General features: G+C 61.0%; 14 protein-coding genes and 1 other RNA gene. All 15 read right to left on the bottom strand.

What is annotated here, in order from left to right:
- Position 1: 1 nt before the first annotated feature.
- The gene (locus AACY49_RS24145; protein ID WP_258699150.1) at positions 2 to 871 is read right to left on the bottom strand and encodes a cell division protein FtsQ/DivIB; all 870 of its coding nucleotides are present in this window, start codon (positions 869 to 871) and stop codon (positions 2 to 4) included.
- A gap of 4 nt (positions 872 to 875) precedes the next feature.
- Positions 876 to 1,832: a D-alanine--D-alanine ligase gene (locus AACY49_RS24140; protein ID WP_258699149.1), complete on the bottom strand. Its 957-nt coding sequence runs from the start codon at positions 1,830 to 1,832 to the stop codon at positions 876 to 878.
- Positions 1,829 to 3,289, bottom strand: coding sequence for a UDP-N-acetylmuramate--L-alanine ligase (gene murC, locus AACY49_RS24135; RefSeq protein ID WP_258699148.1), 1,461 nt, complete (start codon positions 3,287 to 3,289; stop codon positions 1,829 to 1,831). The genes AACY49_RS24140 and murC overlap by 4 nt, the downstream gene beginning before the upstream one ends.
- Positions 3,282 to 4,352: an undecaprenyldiphospho-muramoylpentapeptide beta-N-acetylglucosaminyltransferase gene (gene murG, locus AACY49_RS24130; protein WP_320393355.1), complete on the bottom strand. Its 1,071-nt coding sequence runs from the start codon at positions 4,350 to 4,352 to the stop codon at positions 3,282 to 3,284. Before murG ends, murC begins: the two co-directional genes overlap by 8 nt.
- Complete coding sequence (gene ftsW / locus AACY49_RS24125; protein WP_408980563.1) at positions 4,342 to 5,559, bottom strand: putative lipid II flippase FtsW; 1,218 nt, start codon at positions 5,557 to 5,559, stop codon at positions 4,342 to 4,344. The genes murG and ftsW overlap by 11 nt, the downstream gene beginning before the upstream one ends.
- Positions 5,556 to 6,902: a UDP-N-acetylmuramoyl-L-alanine--D-glutamate ligase gene (gene murD / locus AACY49_RS24120; protein WP_339526856.1), complete on the bottom strand. Its 1,347-nt coding sequence runs from the start codon at positions 6,900 to 6,902 to the stop codon at positions 5,556 to 5,558. Before murD ends, ftsW begins: the two co-directional genes overlap by 4 nt.
- A 5-nt stretch (positions 6,903 to 6,907) precedes the next feature.
- The gene (gene mraY, locus AACY49_RS24115) at positions 6,908 to 7,990 is read right to left on the bottom strand and encodes a phospho-N-acetylmuramoyl-pentapeptide-transferase (protein WP_007939841.1); all 1,083 of its coding nucleotides are present in this window, start codon (positions 7,988 to 7,990) and stop codon (positions 6,908 to 6,910) included.
- Entirely contained in the window at positions 7,990 to 9,357 is a 1,368-nt protein-coding gene (locus AACY49_RS24110; RefSeq protein WP_258699145.1) for a UDP-N-acetylmuramoyl-tripeptide--D-alanyl-D-alanine ligase, read from the bottom strand. The genes mraY and AACY49_RS24110 overlap by 1 nt, the downstream gene beginning before the upstream one ends.
- The gene (locus AACY49_RS24105; protein WP_339526853.1) at positions 9,350 to 10,813 is read right to left on the bottom strand and encodes a UDP-N-acetylmuramoyl-L-alanyl-D-glutamate--2,6-diaminopimelate ligase; all 1,464 of its coding nucleotides are present in this window, start codon (positions 10,811 to 10,813) and stop codon (positions 9,350 to 9,352) included. Before AACY49_RS24105 ends, AACY49_RS24110 begins: the two co-directional genes overlap by 8 nt.
- Complete coding sequence (locus tag AACY49_RS24100; RefSeq protein WP_187326384.1) at positions 10,813 to 12,552, bottom strand: peptidoglycan D,D-transpeptidase FtsI family protein; 1,740 nt, start codon at positions 12,550 to 12,552, stop codon at positions 10,813 to 10,815. The genes AACY49_RS24105 and AACY49_RS24100 overlap by 1 nt, the downstream gene beginning before the upstream one ends.
- Positions 12,552 to 12,845: a cell division protein FtsL gene (gene ftsL, locus AACY49_RS24095; protein WP_003205353.1), complete on the bottom strand. Its 294-nt coding sequence runs from the start codon at positions 12,843 to 12,845 to the stop codon at positions 12,552 to 12,554. Before ftsL ends, AACY49_RS24100 begins: the two co-directional genes overlap by 1 nt.
- Entirely contained in the window at positions 12,842 to 13,789 is a 948-nt protein-coding gene (rsmH, locus tag AACY49_RS24090) for a 16S rRNA (cytosine(1402)-N(4))-methyltransferase RsmH (protein WP_408980562.1), read from the bottom strand. The genes ftsL and rsmH overlap by 4 nt, the downstream gene beginning before the upstream one ends.
- Positions 13,786 to 14,241 carry a division/cell wall cluster transcriptional repressor MraZ gene (mraZ, locus tag AACY49_RS24085; RefSeq protein ID WP_003205355.1) on the bottom strand — a complete coding sequence of 152 codons (456 nt, stop codon included), beginning with the start codon at positions 14,239 to 14,241 and terminating at the stop codon, positions 13,786 to 13,788. The genes rsmH and mraZ overlap by 4 nt, the downstream gene beginning before the upstream one ends.
- Positions 14,242 to 14,595: 354 nt before the next feature.
- An RNA gene (gene rnpB / locus AACY49_RS24080) (RNase P RNA component class A) lies at positions 14,596 to 14,949 on the bottom strand.
- Positions 14,950 to 15,023: 74 nt separating this feature from the next.
- Entirely contained in the window at positions 15,024 to 15,896 is an 873-nt protein-coding gene (gene rsmI, locus AACY49_RS24075) for a 16S rRNA (cytidine(1402)-2'-O)-methyltransferase (RefSeq protein WP_339526850.1), read from the bottom strand.
- Positions 15,897 to 16,084: the final 188 nt, after the last annotated feature.

The following is a 16,084-nucleotide window of genomic DNA, read 5'->3' as shown; positions in this document are numbered from 1 at the left end:
CTTAATTCTTCGCGACAGCGGGTTGGGCTGTCGTGGGCGCTACAGGTTCCCGCCAGCCAACGGCGAGGCCGTTGGCGTAGCGCAGATCGATGCGCGCAATGTTCGTAATCTGTTCTTTGAGCGTCTTGTCATAGATGGCAATGAAGCGGCGCATCTTTTCCACCAGGTTGCCGCGTCCCAGCAGCAGTTCGATTCCCGGACCCGCGCTTCCGGCACCGGTGGTCAGGAACCAGCTGCCTCGTTCACGCAACTCCAGGCGTGCAATCGAGAAACCCAATGGCCTGAGCATCTGGCTCAGCACCTGGTATTGCTGCATCACTTGCTGCTGGGCCCGCTGCGGGCCGAACAACTGTGGCAAGTGTTCGTAGTTCGCCAGCTCGCGCGGGGTGAACGCCTGCCCCTGGTTGTTCAACAGCGACTCATCGCCCCAGCGGGCCACCGGCAGTTGTTCTTCCAGGCGAATCACTACTTGATCCGGCCATACCCTGCGCACTTCGGCGTGGGCAATCCATGGCATCTGTTCAAGCTCGGTACGCATGCTCTCCAGGTCAATGGTGAAGAAGCTCGACGCCACGTAGGGGGCGATCCGCTGCTGCACCGCTTGCTGGCTGATGTAACTCAGGTCGCCCTGCACCGCGATCTTGGTGATCGGCCGGTCGGCGTACGGCAGCAAACGCTGCGCGCCTTCGTAAGTACCGAACCCCAACGCCACCAGCAGCACGGGCCAGAACAGACTTTTCAGAAAACCAAAGTTGGCTTTCGGCAGGCGCGCGGACATCGGCTCTTTGGCCACCATTCGGCTGGCACCCCGCGGCACCGGCTTGCGGCCGGGCGGTGCGGAGGGCTGATGTCTCAGCTGTGCGCCTTGCATGGTCTTACCCTCGCGGCTCAATGCTTGCGGCCAGAATCGCCAGAACCAGTTGCTGGAAATCCAGGCCGGCAGCCCGGGCCGCCATCGGCACCAGACTGTGATCGGTCATGCCCGGTGCGGTGTTGACTTCCAGGAACCAGAACTGCCCGTCGGCGTCCTGCATCACGTCTGCCCTGCCCCAACCGGCGATACCCAGCGCCTCACAGGCTTTGGCCGTGAGGTCCATGAGTTCTTTTTCTTTGTCGCTGTCCAGGCCACACGGAATCCGGTACTGGGTATCGGAGGCCACGTACTTGGCGTCGTAGTCGTAGAAACTGTGCGTCGTGCCCAGGGCAATCGGTGGCAGCACCTGGTCACGCAGGGTGGCGATGGTGAACTCCGGACCGTGAATCCATTGCTCGACCAACACTTGCGAATCGTAGGTACTGGCCGCTTTCCACGCCTCGATCAACTCGGGCGCGGACGTCACTTTGGCCATCCCGATACTGGAACCTTCATGGGCCGGTTTGACGATCAACGGGAAGCCCAGTTCCTTGGCCGCCGAAATACAATCGGCCTCGCAGCTCAGCACCGCGTGGCGTGGCGTCGGAATGCCGAGGCTGTGCCAGACTTGCTTGGTGCGCAGTTTGTCCATGGCCAGGGCCGAGGCCAGAATGCCGCTGCCGGTGTACGGAATCCCTGCGCATTCGAGCAGGCCCTGCATGCTGCCGTCTTCACCGCCACGACCGTGGAGGATGATGAAGGCGCGGTCGATTTTTTCGTTCAGCAGGCGCTGCAGCAGGTCATCGCCCACGTCAATACCGAACGCGTCCACGCCGGCGCTTTGCAGTGCTTCGAGCACCGCGTTACCCGATTTCAGGGACACTTCACGCTCGGCACTCTTGCCGCCAAACAGCACGGCAACGCGACCGAAATCTTTCGGCGCGACAGTGGAGACGAGGTTGGCGTAAGCAGCAGTCATTTCAACTTCCCCTCTACCGGCGCAGCAACGGCCCCGGCGAACAACGGACTGTTCAACAGTTTGGGTGCAAGGCCGCCGATATCACCGGCGCCCTGGCACAGCAGAATGTCGCCGGCACGCAGCAGCGGCTTGACGATCGGCGCGAGGTCGATGCCGCGCTCGATGTAGATCGGGTCGAGCTGACCGCGCTGGCGAATGCTGTTGCACAGCTTGCGGCTGTCGGCGCCCGGAATCGGCTCTTCACCGGCCGGATAGACTTCCATCAGCAGCAGCACGTTGGCGTCGGCCAGCACATTGACGAAATCGTCGTACAGGTCTCGGGTGCGGCTGTAACGGTGCGGCTGGTAGACCATCACCAGACGGCGCTCCGGCCAGCCGCCGCGCACGGCCTTGATCACGGCCGCGACTTCGGTCGGGTGGTGACCGTAGTCGTCCACCAGCATCACGTTGCCACCTTCGACCGGCAGTTCGCCGTACACCTGGAAGCGCCGGCCAACACCCTGGAACCCGGACAGGCCCTGGACGATGGCTTCATCGCTGACGCCTTCGTCGGTGGCGATGCAAATGGTCGCCAACGCGTTCAGCACGTTGTGGTTACCCGGCATGTTCACCGAGACATCCAGCGGCTCGCGGTCTGGGCGCAGCACGGTGAAGAAGGTCTGCATGCCCTGCTGACGCACATTGATGGCACGCACGTCGGCGTCTTCGCCGAAACCGTAAGTGACCGTCGGGCGCTTCACCAATGGCAGAATTTCACGCACCACCGGATCATCGAGGCACACCACCGCCAGACCGTAGAACGGCAGGTTGTGCAGGAACTCGACGAAGGTTTTCTTCAGTTTGTTGAAGTCACCGTCGTAGGTCGCCATGTGGTCGGCGTCGATGTTGGTGACCACGGCCACCAGCGGCTGCAAGTGCAGGAAACTGGCGTCGCTTTCGTCGGCTTCGGCGATCAGGTAACGGCTGGTGCCGAGCTGGGCATTGGTGCCCGCCGCATTCAGACGGCCACCGATCACGAACGTCGGGTCCAGGCCACCGGCGGCGAACACCGAAGCGATCAGGCTGGTGGTGGTAGTTTTGCCATGGGTACCGGCGACGGCAATGCCGTGGCGGTAGCGCATCAGCTCGGCCAGCATCTCGGCACGCGGCACCACCGGAATCCGGCGTTCCAGGGCCGTGGCGACTTCCGGGTTGGAGGTGTTCACGGCGCTGGAGGTGACCAGCACATCGGCGTTCGCGGCGTTCTCGGCACGGTGGCCGATATAGATGTGGGCACCGAAGGATTCGAGACGCTCGGTCACCGGCGAAGCTTTCAGGTCGGAACCGGACACTTCATAGCCCAGGTTCAACAACACTTCGGCGATCCCGCACATGCCCACGCCGCCGATACCGACGAAGTGGATGCGACGGATGCGGCGCATTTCCGGTTGGGGCATGGCTTTCTTGTTCTCAACCATGGGCCACCTCCAGGCAGGTATCGACCACGTTACGGGTGGCATCGGGTTTGGCCAGGCGGCGTGCCGCGGTGGCCATGTCGTTGAGTCGTTGCGGTTGCATCAAGACCTCTGTCAGGCGAGCGGCAAGGTCCGCTGCGCCAGTCGTTCTTTGCGGCATCAGGAAGGCAGCGCCTTCACGGGCCAAATAATCGGCGTTGCGGGTCTGGTGATCGTCGATCGCGTGGGGCAAAGGCACCAGCATCGAGGGCAGACCGGCGGCCGCCAGTTCACTGATGGTCAGCGCGCCTGCGCGGCACACCACCAGGTCGGCCCAGCCATAGGCGTGGGCCATGTCTTTGATGAAAGGCTGCACTTGCGCCTCGACGCCAGCCGCGCGATAGCGCTCTGCAGTCACTTCATCGTGGTTTTTGCCGGCCTGATGAAACACGTCCGGGCGCAGGTCGGGGGCGACTTGCGACAAGGCTTCAGGCAGCAACTTGTTCAACGGCTCTGCGCCCAGGCTTCCACCCAGGATCAGCAAACGTGCCTTGCGACCGGCCAGGGCAGGTCGCGGTGTTTCGAGGAACAGCTCGGTGCGCACCGGGTTACCGGTGGTCCGACGGCTGTCCGACAGGGTAAAGGTGTCGGGGAACGCTTCACAGACTCGGGCGGCCAACGGCACCAGCAACCGATTGGCGGTACCGGCCACGGCGTTCTGCTCGTGAACGATGACCGGCACGCCGGCCAGTCTGGCTGCAACGCCACCGGGGCCGGTCACATAACCACCAAAGCCGACCGCACAGACGGGCCGTAGCTGGCGAATGATCGCCCGGGCCTGCCAGATCGACTTGAACAACATGAACGGCGCCTTGAGCAGGGACAATTTGCCCTTGCCGCGCAAACCGCTGGCGTTGATCCGATGCAGCTCAAGACCGGCCGCTGGCACCAGATCGTTTTCGATCCCGCGGGGCGTGCCGAGCCAGTGCACGGTATAACCACGGGCCTGGAATTCGCGAGCACAGGCCAGTGCCGGGAACACGTGCCCTCCGGTACCGCCGGCCATGATCAATACATTAGCGCCCATGGCTCGGCTCCTCGGCGAAGTCGCTCTCATGGAATTCCATCTCTTCGCTGCCCAGGTGGGTTCGACTCTCCCACTCGATGCGCAATAACAAGCCGAGACACGCACCGCAGATCACCAACGAACTGCCGCCATAACTGAGGAACGGCAGGGTCAGACCTTTGGTTGGCAACAGGCCGACGTTCACCCCGATGTTGATCAGGAACTGGCCGATCCACAGGAACGACAGGCCGTACGCGATGTAGGCGGCGAAGAATTGCTTGGCCTTCTCTGCCCAATAACCGATGTACATGCCACGAATACAAACAAAGACGAACAACGCTACCGTGCACAAAGAACCCACGGCACCCAGCTCTTCGGCCAGGACCGAGAACACGAAGTCGGTGTGGGCTTCCGGCAGGTAGAACTGTTTCTGCACGCTGTTGCCCAGGCCAACGCCCAGCCATTCGCCGCGACCAAACGCGATCAACGCCTGAGACAACTGATAGCCAGCACCGAACTGGTCGGCCCACGGATCCGCAAAGTTGGTCAGGCGCGCCATTCGATACGGCTGCACTTGAATCAACAGCACCACCGCCGCGACCGCCAGGACAACCATCAAGGAAAAACGGAACAGCCCGACCCCGCCGAGGAACAGCATCGCCGCTGCGGCCCCCATCATCACGACGGTGGCACCGAAGTCCGGCTCCATCAGCAACAGCCCCGCCATCGGCAGCAGAACGATGAACGGCTTGAAGAAGCCCATCCAGCTTTCACGCACTTCTTTCTGGCGACGCACCAAATAACCGGCGAGGTAGATCACCACGAACACCTTGGCGATCTCGGAAGGCTGAACGTTGAAGAAACTGAAGCCGATCCAGCGCATCGAACCGTTCACTTCACGGCCGATCCCCGGGATGATCACCATCACCAGCAAACCGAACGCACCAATCAGCATCAGCCAGCCCAGGCGTTGCCAGGTGGCGATCGGAATCATCATCGTGACGATGCAGGCACCCAGGCCCAGCACAATGTAGATAAGGTGGCGAATCATGTAATACAGGGCACTGCCCGACTGCACCGCCGCCACTTCGGTCGAGGCCGATGCAATCATGACCAGCCCGAGGCCGATCAATGCCAGGCAGCCGGCGAGCATCGGGAAGTCGAGGTCGATACCGCGCCCGGTGATGATCGGCGACGGGTACGGCTTGATGATGTTTCTCAAGCTCATGCCAGATCCTCCACGGCGCGGACGAACTGGTGACCACGATCTTCGTAGTTCTTGAACATGTCGAAACTGGCGCAGGCCGGCGACAGCAGCACCGCGTCGCCCTTTTCTGCGACGGCGCGGCATTGCTCGACGGCTTCAACCAGCGAACCCACGCGAATCAGTGGTACGGCATCGCCAATGGCCTCACCGATCTTGTCGGAATCACGCCCCATCAAAATGACGGCGCGGCAGTTGGCCGCCACCGGGTCACGCATATCCTTGAACTCGGCACCCTTGCCATCGCCACCGGCGATCAGTACGAGCTTGCCGCCAATGTCCGCGCCCAGGCCTTCGATAGCGGCTAGAGCGGCGCCGACGTTGGTGGCTTTGGAATCGTTGTAATAGCCTACGCCGTCCAGGTCACGCACCCATTGGCAGCGATGCTCGAGCCCGGCGAAATTGCGCAGGGCCGAAAGCATGGCCTCGAACGGCAGGCCGACGGCGTGGCCGAGCGCCAATGCCGCCAGCGCGTTGGACTGGTTATGCGCGCCACGAACTTTCAACTCGCGCACCGGCATCAGGTTCTGGAATTCGAAGGCCAGGTATTTCTCGCCGCCCTCTTCCCGGATACCAAAGGCTTTGAAATCGGGCTTGTTCAGACCGAAGGTCCAGCACGGTTGGCCTTCACCCATCAACGGACGGCTCAGGGCGTCTTGACGGTTGACCACAAACTGCCTGGCGCCCCGGAAGATCCGGTGCTTGGCCAGGTGATAGGCCGGCAGACCGCTGTAGCGGTCCATGTGGTCTTCGCTGATGTTGAGCACGGTCGCCACTTCGGCGTTGAGTTGATCGGTGGTTTCGAGCTGGAAGCTCGACAGTTCCATCACGTACAACTCGACGTCATCGCTGAGCAAGTCCAGCGCTGGCGTACCGAGATTACCGCCGACAGCGACACGCTTGCCGGCCGCAGCGGCCATCTCGCCGACCAGGGTGGTAACAGTGCTTTTCGCATTGGAACCGCTGATGGCGACAATCGGCGCTTTCGCGTTGCGCGCGAACAGCTCGATGTCGCCGGACAATTTCACGCCACGGGCGGCGGCAGCCTGCAGGGCCGGGGTCGCCAGCGCCAGGCCGGGGCTCACGTAGAGCTCGTCGGCACGGCACAGGAATTCGACGTCCAGCTCGCCACAACGCACTTCCACGTGCGGATAGTCACGCTTGAGCGTGGCCAGTTCCGGTGGATTTTCCCGCGTATCGGCGACAGCAAACGACACGCCCCGGTTCGCCAGGAAGCGAACCAGGGACATGCCGCTCTTGCCGAGGCCGACAACGATGCGGAAGTGGTCAGAAGCGATCAGAGACACTCGTTCTACCTCAGCTTCAGGGTGGCAAGGCCGATCAACACGAGAATCACGGTGATGATCCAGAAACGGACGATCACGCGCGGCTCGGGCCAGCCCTTGAGTTCAAAGTGGTGGTGAATCGGCGCCATGCGGAACACACGGCGACCGGTCAGCTTAAAGGAGGCAACCTGAATGACGACTGACAGGGTTTCCATCACGAACACACCGCCCATGATGAACAGGACGATTTCCTGACGGACGATCACCGCGATGGTGCCAAGGGCCGCGCCCAGCGCCAGCGCGCCGACGTCGCCCATGAAGACTTGTGCCGGATAGGTGTTGAACCAGAGGAACCCCAGGCCCGCACCGATCAACGCACCGCAGAACACAATCAGCTCACCCGCGCCCGGTACGTAAGGAATCAGCAAGTATTCGGCGAACTTCACGTTACCCGACAGGTAGCAGAAGATCCCCAGGCCACCGCCAACCATCACGGTGGGCATGATCGCCAGACCGTCGAGGCCGTCGGTCAGGTTGACCGCGTTGCTCGAACCGACAATCACGAAATAGGTCAGGACGATGAAGCCTGCGCCCAGCGGAATGCTGTAGTCCTTGAGCATCGGCAGGATCAGGGTGGTTTCCACCGGCGTCGCGGCAGTCATGTAAAGGAAGATCGCCGCGCCCAGGCCGAACACCGACTGCCAGAAATACTTCCAGCGGCTCGGCAGGCCACGGGAGTTTTTCTCGATGACTTTGCGGTAATCGTCAACCCAGCCGATGGCGCCGAACAGCAGAGTCACCAACAACACGACCCAAACGTAACGATTGGCCAGGTCGGCCCAGAGCAAGGTGCTGACGCCAATGGAGGAAAGAATCAACGCGCCGCCCATGGTCGGGGTGCCCGACTTCGACAGGTGCGATTGCGGGCCATCGTTGCGAACGGATTGACCGATCTGACGGTTCTGCAGAGTGCGGATCATCCACGGGCCATAGCACAGCGACAAGACCAGCGCGGTCAGCACACCGAGGATCCCGCGCAGGGTCAGGTACTGAAAGACCGCGAAGCCTTTGTAGAACTGTTGCAGATACTCCGCTAGCAGCAGCAGCATTAATGTTTCTCCAGACTGGTCCCGCACAAAGCGGCAACGATGTTTTCCATCGCCGCGCTGCGCGAGCCCTTGATCAAAAAGGTGGTGTTTGTGTCCTGCTCGGCTTCCAGGGCCTTGATCAGTTCAGCCTGTGTGCTGAAGTGAAAGGCCTGCTCGCCGAAAGCGTTCACGGCGTGAGCCATCATTGGCCCGACGGCGTAAAGCGCGCAAACCTTGCCGCGGGCGTACTCGCCCACATCGTGGTGACCCTGCTCCGCCCACGCGCCCAACTCGCCAATATCTCCAAGCACCAAAACGGTGCGACCGGAAAAGCCGGCGAGTATATCAACGGCGGCACACATTGAGGTGGGGTTTGCGTTGTACGTATCGTCGATAACACGCATGCCGTTGGTCGCCAGTTGCGCGACAGTGCGCCCCTTGACCGGTTGCACCGCGCCAAGGCCGGTGGCGATGCCGAACAGCGATACGCCCAAGGCATGGGCGGCGGCAGCGGCGGCCATGGCATTGGCGACGTTGTGGGTGCCGAGCAGGTTCAGTTGAACCCGTTCCACACCTTCAGGGCTGTGCAGGTTGAACGCCGGGCAACCGCGGGCGTCGCGGTCCAGATCGCTGGCATGGAAGTCGGCGTTGACGTTGCTCAAGGCAAAGGTCAGCACTTTGCGACCGGCGGCACGGGTCTTCCAGATATCGAAGGCCTTGTCGTCGAGATTCAGCACGGCGACGCCATCGGCATCCAGCCCTTCGAGAATCTCGCCCTTGGCTTCAACGATTTTTTCCGGCCCGCCGAACTCGCCAACATGGGCGGTCCCGGCGTTGTTGATGATGGCCACGTGGGGCTTGGTCATGGCGACGGTGTAAGCGATTTCGCCGATGCGCGAAGCGCCGAGTTCGATCACTGCCGCGGTGTGCTCAGGCGCCAGTTCGAGCAAGGTCAGCGGAGCGCCGAGGTCATTGTTCAGGTTGCCACGGGTCGCCAGCACCGGACCGCGCGTGCGCAGGATGCTCGCCAGCATTTCCTTGACCGTGGTCTTGCCGCTGGAACCGGTAATGGCCGCGACCGGTTGAGTGAACGCAGCACGGTTGATCGCGCCCAATTGGCCGAGGGCCTGGCGGGTGTCCTTGACCAGCAGTTGCGGCAGCGCGCTGTCGGCAACTTCGCGCTCGACCAAGGCCCCCACGGCGCCTTTGGCGGCGACGTCATTCAGGTAGTCATGACCATCGAAACGCGGCCCGGCCAGAGCAACAAACAGTTGTCCCGGCTTGATCGCGCGGCTGTCGATGCTGACGCCGTCGAAGCTGGCGTCGCTGGAGATCAGGCGGGCATTCAGCGCGCCAGTCAGTTCGCTCAGTTTCAAGGCTTTAAGCATGGGCCACCTCCCACGCGGTCAGGGCATGATCGGCCTCGACCAGATCGGAGAAAGCGTGGCGCTCGCCGTTGATTTCCTGATAATCCTCATGACCTTTACCGGCCAGGACAATCACGTCATCCGCCGAAGCGCTGGCGATCAACTGGGCAATCGCCTGGCCACGGCCGGCGACGAAGGTGACTTTATCCACAGCGGTGAAACCGGCGCGGATGTCGTCGAAAATCACGGAGGGGTCTTCGGTGCGCGGATTGTCATCGGTGACCAGTACGCCATCGGCCAGACGCTCGACCACTTCCGCCATCAACGGACGCTTGCCGCGATCGCGATCGCCGCCGCAACCGAACAGGCACAGCAACCGGCCTTTGGCGTGAGGACGCAGGGCCGTCAAGACTTTTTCCAGCGCATCCGGCGTGTGGGCGTAATCGACCACCACCAATGGCTGAGTACCGCCACCCAGACGCTGCATGCGCCCGGCCGGACCTTCGAGCTTCGGCAGCACTTTGAGGATTTCGTCCAGCGCATAATCCAGACCGAGCAAGGCGCCGACTGCGGCCAACACGTTGCTCAGGTTGAAACGACCGAGCAAGGTGCTGCGCAAATGGTGCTCACCTTGCGGCGTGACCAACGTGGCGCGCACGCCTTCATCGTCGAACTGCGCTTCGCGGCAATACAGGTAGGCGCTGGAGTCCTCCAGGCTGTAGGTGATCAGCCGCGACTCGCCTTTATCGGCAGCCAGTTGCCGACCGAAATCGTCGTCGAGGTTGACCACCCGGCACTTCAGATCATCCCAGGCAAACAATTTGGCCTTGGTTTCGCCATAGGCCTGCATGGTGCCGTGGTAATCCAGATGATCGCGCGACAGGTTGGTCATTACCGCCACATCGAAGGCCAACGCCGTCACGCGGCCCTGATCCAGCCCATGAGAAGAAACTTCCATGGCCACGGCTTTGGCGCCGGCCTTTTTCAGGTCAGCGAGGGTCGCTTGCATCGCAATCGGGTTCGGCGTGGTGTGCAGGCCGCTTTCCAGTGCGCCGTAGAAACCGGAGCCCAGGGTACCGACAATGCCGCAGTGTTGACCGAGCAGGTCGAGCGCTTGCGCGACCAATTGGGTCACGCTGGTTTTACCGTTGGTGCCGGTCACGCCGATCAGGTTCAAATGACGGCTCGGGTCGCCATAAAAGCGCCCGGCGATATCCGACAGTTGCGCCGCCAGGCCTTTGACCGGAATCAACGGCACGTCGGTAATCGGCAGCACGGTCGCGCCTTCGACTTCATAAGCCACGGCGGCAGCGCCACGCTGCAAGGCGTCGGCAATGTGCGTACGCCCGTCAAACTTGCCGCCAGGGACCGCAAGGAACAAATCGCCTGCCCGCACGTTGCGGCTGTCCAGCGCCAATTCGCGGATCAATAGATCATGGCCGGCATGGGCAAAAATCTTGTTCAGGCTCAGCGACATCAGCCGCGCCCTCCATTAGCTTTCAGCGGAACAACCGGTGCGGCGTTCGCTTGTTGAGTGGCTGGCAGGTTGTCCGGGGTGACGTTCATCAGGCGCAGAGTCCCGGACATCACTTTGCTGAACACCGGCGCCGATACCAGACCACCGAAGTAACCGGCCTTGGTCGGCTCATCGATCACCACCACGATCGCGTAACGCGGATCGCTCATCGGGCCAAAACCGGCGAACAGCGAGCGGTAGGAGTTCTCGGCGTAGCCTTTGGTTCCGACCGACGTTTTACGCGCAGTACCCGACTTGCCACCCACGTGATACGCCGGCACCTGCGCACGGAATACACCGCGCGGGGCTTCGATCACTTGTTGCAGCATGGTTTGCATGGTTTTCGCGACCGCTTCCGGCAACACCTGAGTGGTTTGCGGCGCCTTGTCGGTTTTGATCAGGGTCAGCGGCGCGAGACGACCGTTGTTGGCCAGGGCCGAGAAGGCGTGGACCAACTGAATCGCGGTCACGGAAATACCGTAGCCATAGGACAGCGTCGCGGTTTCAGCCTTGCGCCATTCGCGGTAGTTCGGCAGGTTGCCGACGCGCTCGCCCGGGAAGCCCAGGCCGGTGTCCTGACCGAGGCCGACTTTCTGCGCCAGGCGGAAAATCGTTTCGCCGCCGATATCGAACGCGACCTTACTCATGCCGACGTTACTGGAATTGATCAGGATACCGGTCAGGTCGAGTACCGGGCCTTCACTCTTGGATACGTCCTTGATGGTGTACTTACCAATCTGCAAGGTGCCTGGATACACCTCGACAGTATCGGTCGGCTTCCAGCGCCCGGTTTCAATCGCGGCGCTCATGGAAATCGCTTTCATGGTCGAACCCGGCTCGAACACGTCGATCATCGCGCGGTTACGCATCATCGCCGGCTGCAGGTTGCGACGGTTGTTCGGGTTGTAGGTCGGCTGGTTGACCATGGCCAGGATCTCGCCGGTCTTCACGTCCATGATCACCAGGCTGCCGGCCTTGGCGCCATTCTCGATGATCGCGTTGCGCAGTTCACGGTTGGCCAGGTATTGCAGACGCAGGTCAATGGACAACGCCAAGGGCTTGCCGGCCTTGGCGTTTTTGGTGACCTGGACATCTTTGATCAGCCGGCCGCGCCGGTCCTTGATCACCTGTCGCTTGCCGGGCACGCCGGCCAGCCATTCGTCGTAGGCCAGCTCGACGCCTTCGCGTCCGTGGTCATCGATGTCGGTAAAGCCGACCATGTGGGCAGTGACTTCGCCGGCCGGGTAGAAACGCCGAAACTCTTCGATGCCATAAACGCCCGGCACTTTCAGATCGAGCACAGCCTGGCCTTGCTCGGGGGTCAGCCCGCGCACCAGATAAATGAATTCTTTGTTGGCCTGGGCTTCGAGACGTTCGGCCAGGGCTTTCGGGTCCTGCCCCAAGGCAGCCGCCAGTGCCGGCCACTTCTCTTTGGCCGTTTGCATTTCCTTGGCGTTGGCCCACAGGGTGGTGACCGGGGTACTCACGGCCAACGGCTCGCCGTTACGGTCGGTGATCAGACCACGGTGAGCCGGAATCGGAATATGACGAACACTGCGCGCATCGCCCTGACCTTTAAGGAAGGCACGGTCAACCACTTGCAGATCGATGATGCGCCAGGCAATCGCCGCCACCATGATGCCGAGCAACCCCACCACCAGACGGAACCGCCATGGGAAGAGCGCGCCTTCGAGTTTCATCATGGCGCCACCATCTGCACTTCAGCGGCGCCGGGAATGCGCATCTTCAGTTGCTCGGTGGCCAGGACTTCGATACGGCTATGGGCGGTCCAGGTGCTCTGCTCAAGAATCAGCCGGCCCCACTCGGCCTGCGCCTTGTCGCGCACGCTCAATTCGTTGTACAGCGAATTCAACAGCTGACGGTTCCAGTGCGCGCTATAGGACACGCCGATGGCCGACACGAGCACGCCGATAAATAGCAGCAGCATGAAAAAGCTTCCGCCGGGAAGTGGTTTGGCGAAAAGCTTGCTCACCGCAGTTTCTCCGCGACGCGCATGACGGCGCTACGGGAACGTGGGTTGGCTTTGAGTTCGGCCTCGGAGGCGGACTGCGCTTTGCCATGAATTTTGATGATCGGTTCGAAAGCGACGTGACGGACCGGCAGGTTGCGCGGCAGGTTGTCGGCTTCGCCTTTCACCAGCTTGCGCATGAACAGTTTGACGATGCGGTCTTCCAGCGAGTGGAAGCTGATGACAACCAGACGGCCGCCCACTTCCAGGCACTCCAGCGCGGCTTCGAGGCCGGTTTCCAGATCGCCCAGTTCGTTGTTGACGTGAATACGCAGTCCCTGGAACGCACGGGTGGCCGGGTTCTTGCCCTTTTCCCAGGCAGGGTTGGCGACTTTCAAAACTTCAGCCAGGTCGGCGGTGCGCTCGAACGGCTTGATGTCGCGACGCTCGGCCACGGCACGCGCCATGCGGCCGGAGAAACGCTCTTCGCCGTATTCCTTGAATACCCGGGCGATTTCTTCCACCGGCGCGGTATTGACGAACTCGGCGGCGCTGATCCCGCGTGACGGGTCCATGCGCATGTCCAACGGACCGTCGTTGAGGAAACTGAAGCCGCGCTCCGGGTCGTCGAGCTGCGGCGAAGACACGCCGAGGTCAAGCAGAATGCCGCTGACCTTGCCGGCCAGACCGCGTTCGGCGACTTCCGAACCGAGCTCGGCAAAGCTGCGCTGCACAACGACAAAGCGGCCGTCTTCGGCCGCTAGCGTTTGCCCGGTGGCAATCGCTTGAGGATCTTTGTCGAATCCGAGCAACCGACCATCGGGACCGAGCTTGCTGAGGATCAACCGGCTGTGCCCACCGCGACCGAACGTACCGTCCAGATAGCAGCCATCAGGACGTACGGCGAGAGCCTCGACAGCTTCGTCAAGCAGTACGGTGATGTGGTTAAAGCCGCTATCAATAGTCACAGGATCAAATCACGCAGTTCATCAGGCATGGCGCCCGGTTGTTGAATAGCAGCCAGGTCAGCGGCAGAAACCGCGTTCCAGGCATCCTCGTCCCACAATTGGAACTTGTTCAGTTGGCCTACCAACATCGCGCGCTTATCCAACTTGGCATATTCGCGAAGACGCGGCGGAACCAGAAAACGACCACTGCCATCGAGCTCGAGGTCGACGGCGTTACCAATCAGTAAACGTTGCAGGCGGCGGTTTTCTTCGCGAAGCGAAGGCAGTGCGCGCAGTTTGGTTTCAATAATTTCCCACTCATCGAGGGGATAAACACACAAACACGGATCAACGGCATCAATGGTGACGATTAATTGACCGGAACTACGCGAAACGAGCTCGTCACGGTACCGGCTCGGCATGGCGAGACGGCCCTTTGCATCGAGACTGATAGCGTTAGCTCCGCGAAACACGTCAGCGTTTCTCCAAATATTAGCGTTTTGCGCTCAAAAAACCCACTTCATGCCACTTTCCGCCACTTGCGCACACTATAGGAATGCGCCCACCACACCGTCAAGGCGCGGATAGAAGGAAAAGCCTTACAGAACGGAGATTTAGGTGCGCAAAAGGAGAGATAACGAGAATCTGACGGATGAATTCGCTCAATAACTTGAATCAGCACAGAAGGCTGCGTTCAGAAGTTAAAGTGGTTTGTTAAGAGTAAGATTTTTTCGGTATTACAAAAGCGCTTCTGCCATTGATTCAGCAGGGAGGGAAATTGCCATTACGCACATCGTTGCCAATGATTGAAGCAGAGAAGAAAAAAGGTGGAGAGTCGATCTGTAAGCCGGGTTCTGTCTTGAACAGTCATTCGTCTACGATGGCCATCACTGGACATCTTTAGCAACCTACCCGGTCCCAGCGCGGGCCACGCCTTGGGACCCTATTTGGTCTTGCTCCAAGTGGGGTTTACCTAGCCACGAACTGTTGCCAGACGTGCGGTGCGCTCTTACCGCACCTTTTCACCCTTACCGGCGCCGAAGCGCTTAGGCGGTTATTTTCTGTGGCACTTTCCGTAGGCTCACGCCTCCCAGGCATTACCTGGCACTTCGCCCTATGGAGCCCGGACTTTCCTCCCCCCCCTAATTTTCATAGAGGGCAGCGACTGTCCGATCGACTCTCCACCGCGAAGGTTAACGGCAGAGCGGCCGAAGAACAAGCGCTAAAAGCCTCTGCCCGGCGCTGCGCATCGGTTTTACTCGCCCTTTTGCTTATCCAGCGCGACCTGATAGAGCACATTCTTGCGTTCGCCGGTAATTTGCGCCGCCAATGCCGCGGCACGCTTGAGCGGCATCTCTTCGAGCAGCAAGTTGAGAATACGCATTGCTTCACTGCTGACAGCGTCCTCGGTTTCGGGTGCAGACCAGCCGGCGACCAGCACTACGCACTCTCCGCGCTGCTGGTTGCTGTCCGACTCGACGAACTCACGCAACTCGGCCAGCGGCAAACCTTTAAGGGTTTCGAAGGTCTTGGTCAGTTCGCGCGCCAGCAACGCCGGACGCTCGGCGCCAAATACCAGCTCCATGTCTTGCAGGCATTCAAGGATCCGGTGCGGGGCTTCATAGAAAATCAGCGTGCGCGGCTCTTCTTTTATGAGTTCCAGACGAGCGCGCCGACCGACAGCCTTGGCCGGCAGAAACCCTTCGAAGATGAAACGGTCGGACGGCAGCCCCGCCGCCGAGAGTGCCGCGATCAGCGCACAGGCGCCCGGAACCGGCACCACATTGATCCCCGCGGCACGGGCCTGACGCACCAGGTGATAACCCGGATCGGAAATCAGCGGCGTCCCGGCGTCGGAGATCAACGCCACATCATCGCCCGCCAGCAGACGGGTGATAAAACGGCTACCTTCATCCCGCTCGTTGTGTTCATGACAGGCCGCCAGCGGCGTGGGTATGCCGAAATGCTGCATCAATCGCTGGGAGTGGCGAGTGTCTTCGGCAGCAATCAAGGCGACCTCGCGCAGGATCTTCAGCGCACGCGCACTGATGTCATCCAGGTTGCCGATGGGCGTCGCCACCACATAAAGCGAGCCAGCAGCGGAATTCAAAGCACCTGGAGCAGTCAAAGCGCACACCTCATGATCGGTAAAAGCCGCTATTGTAGCGCGTAGCGACATTCGTGATACCTGCGAGCAACCCTCGGTTTTCCAGCCTTTTGTGCAGTGCAGCAACATTTGCACGAGCTAAATTGATCGATTCACGCCAGTAACATCGCGTCCCGGCCAGCGCTTGGGTACAATTCCACGCTAATTTG

Source organism: Pseudomonas sp. EL_65y_Pfl2_R96 (assembly GCF_963970905.1).
Classification (GTDB): Bacteria; Pseudomonadota; Gammaproteobacteria; order Pseudomonadales; family Pseudomonadaceae; genus Aquipseudomonas.
This window is presented reverse-complemented; position numbering and strand designations above follow the sequence as displayed.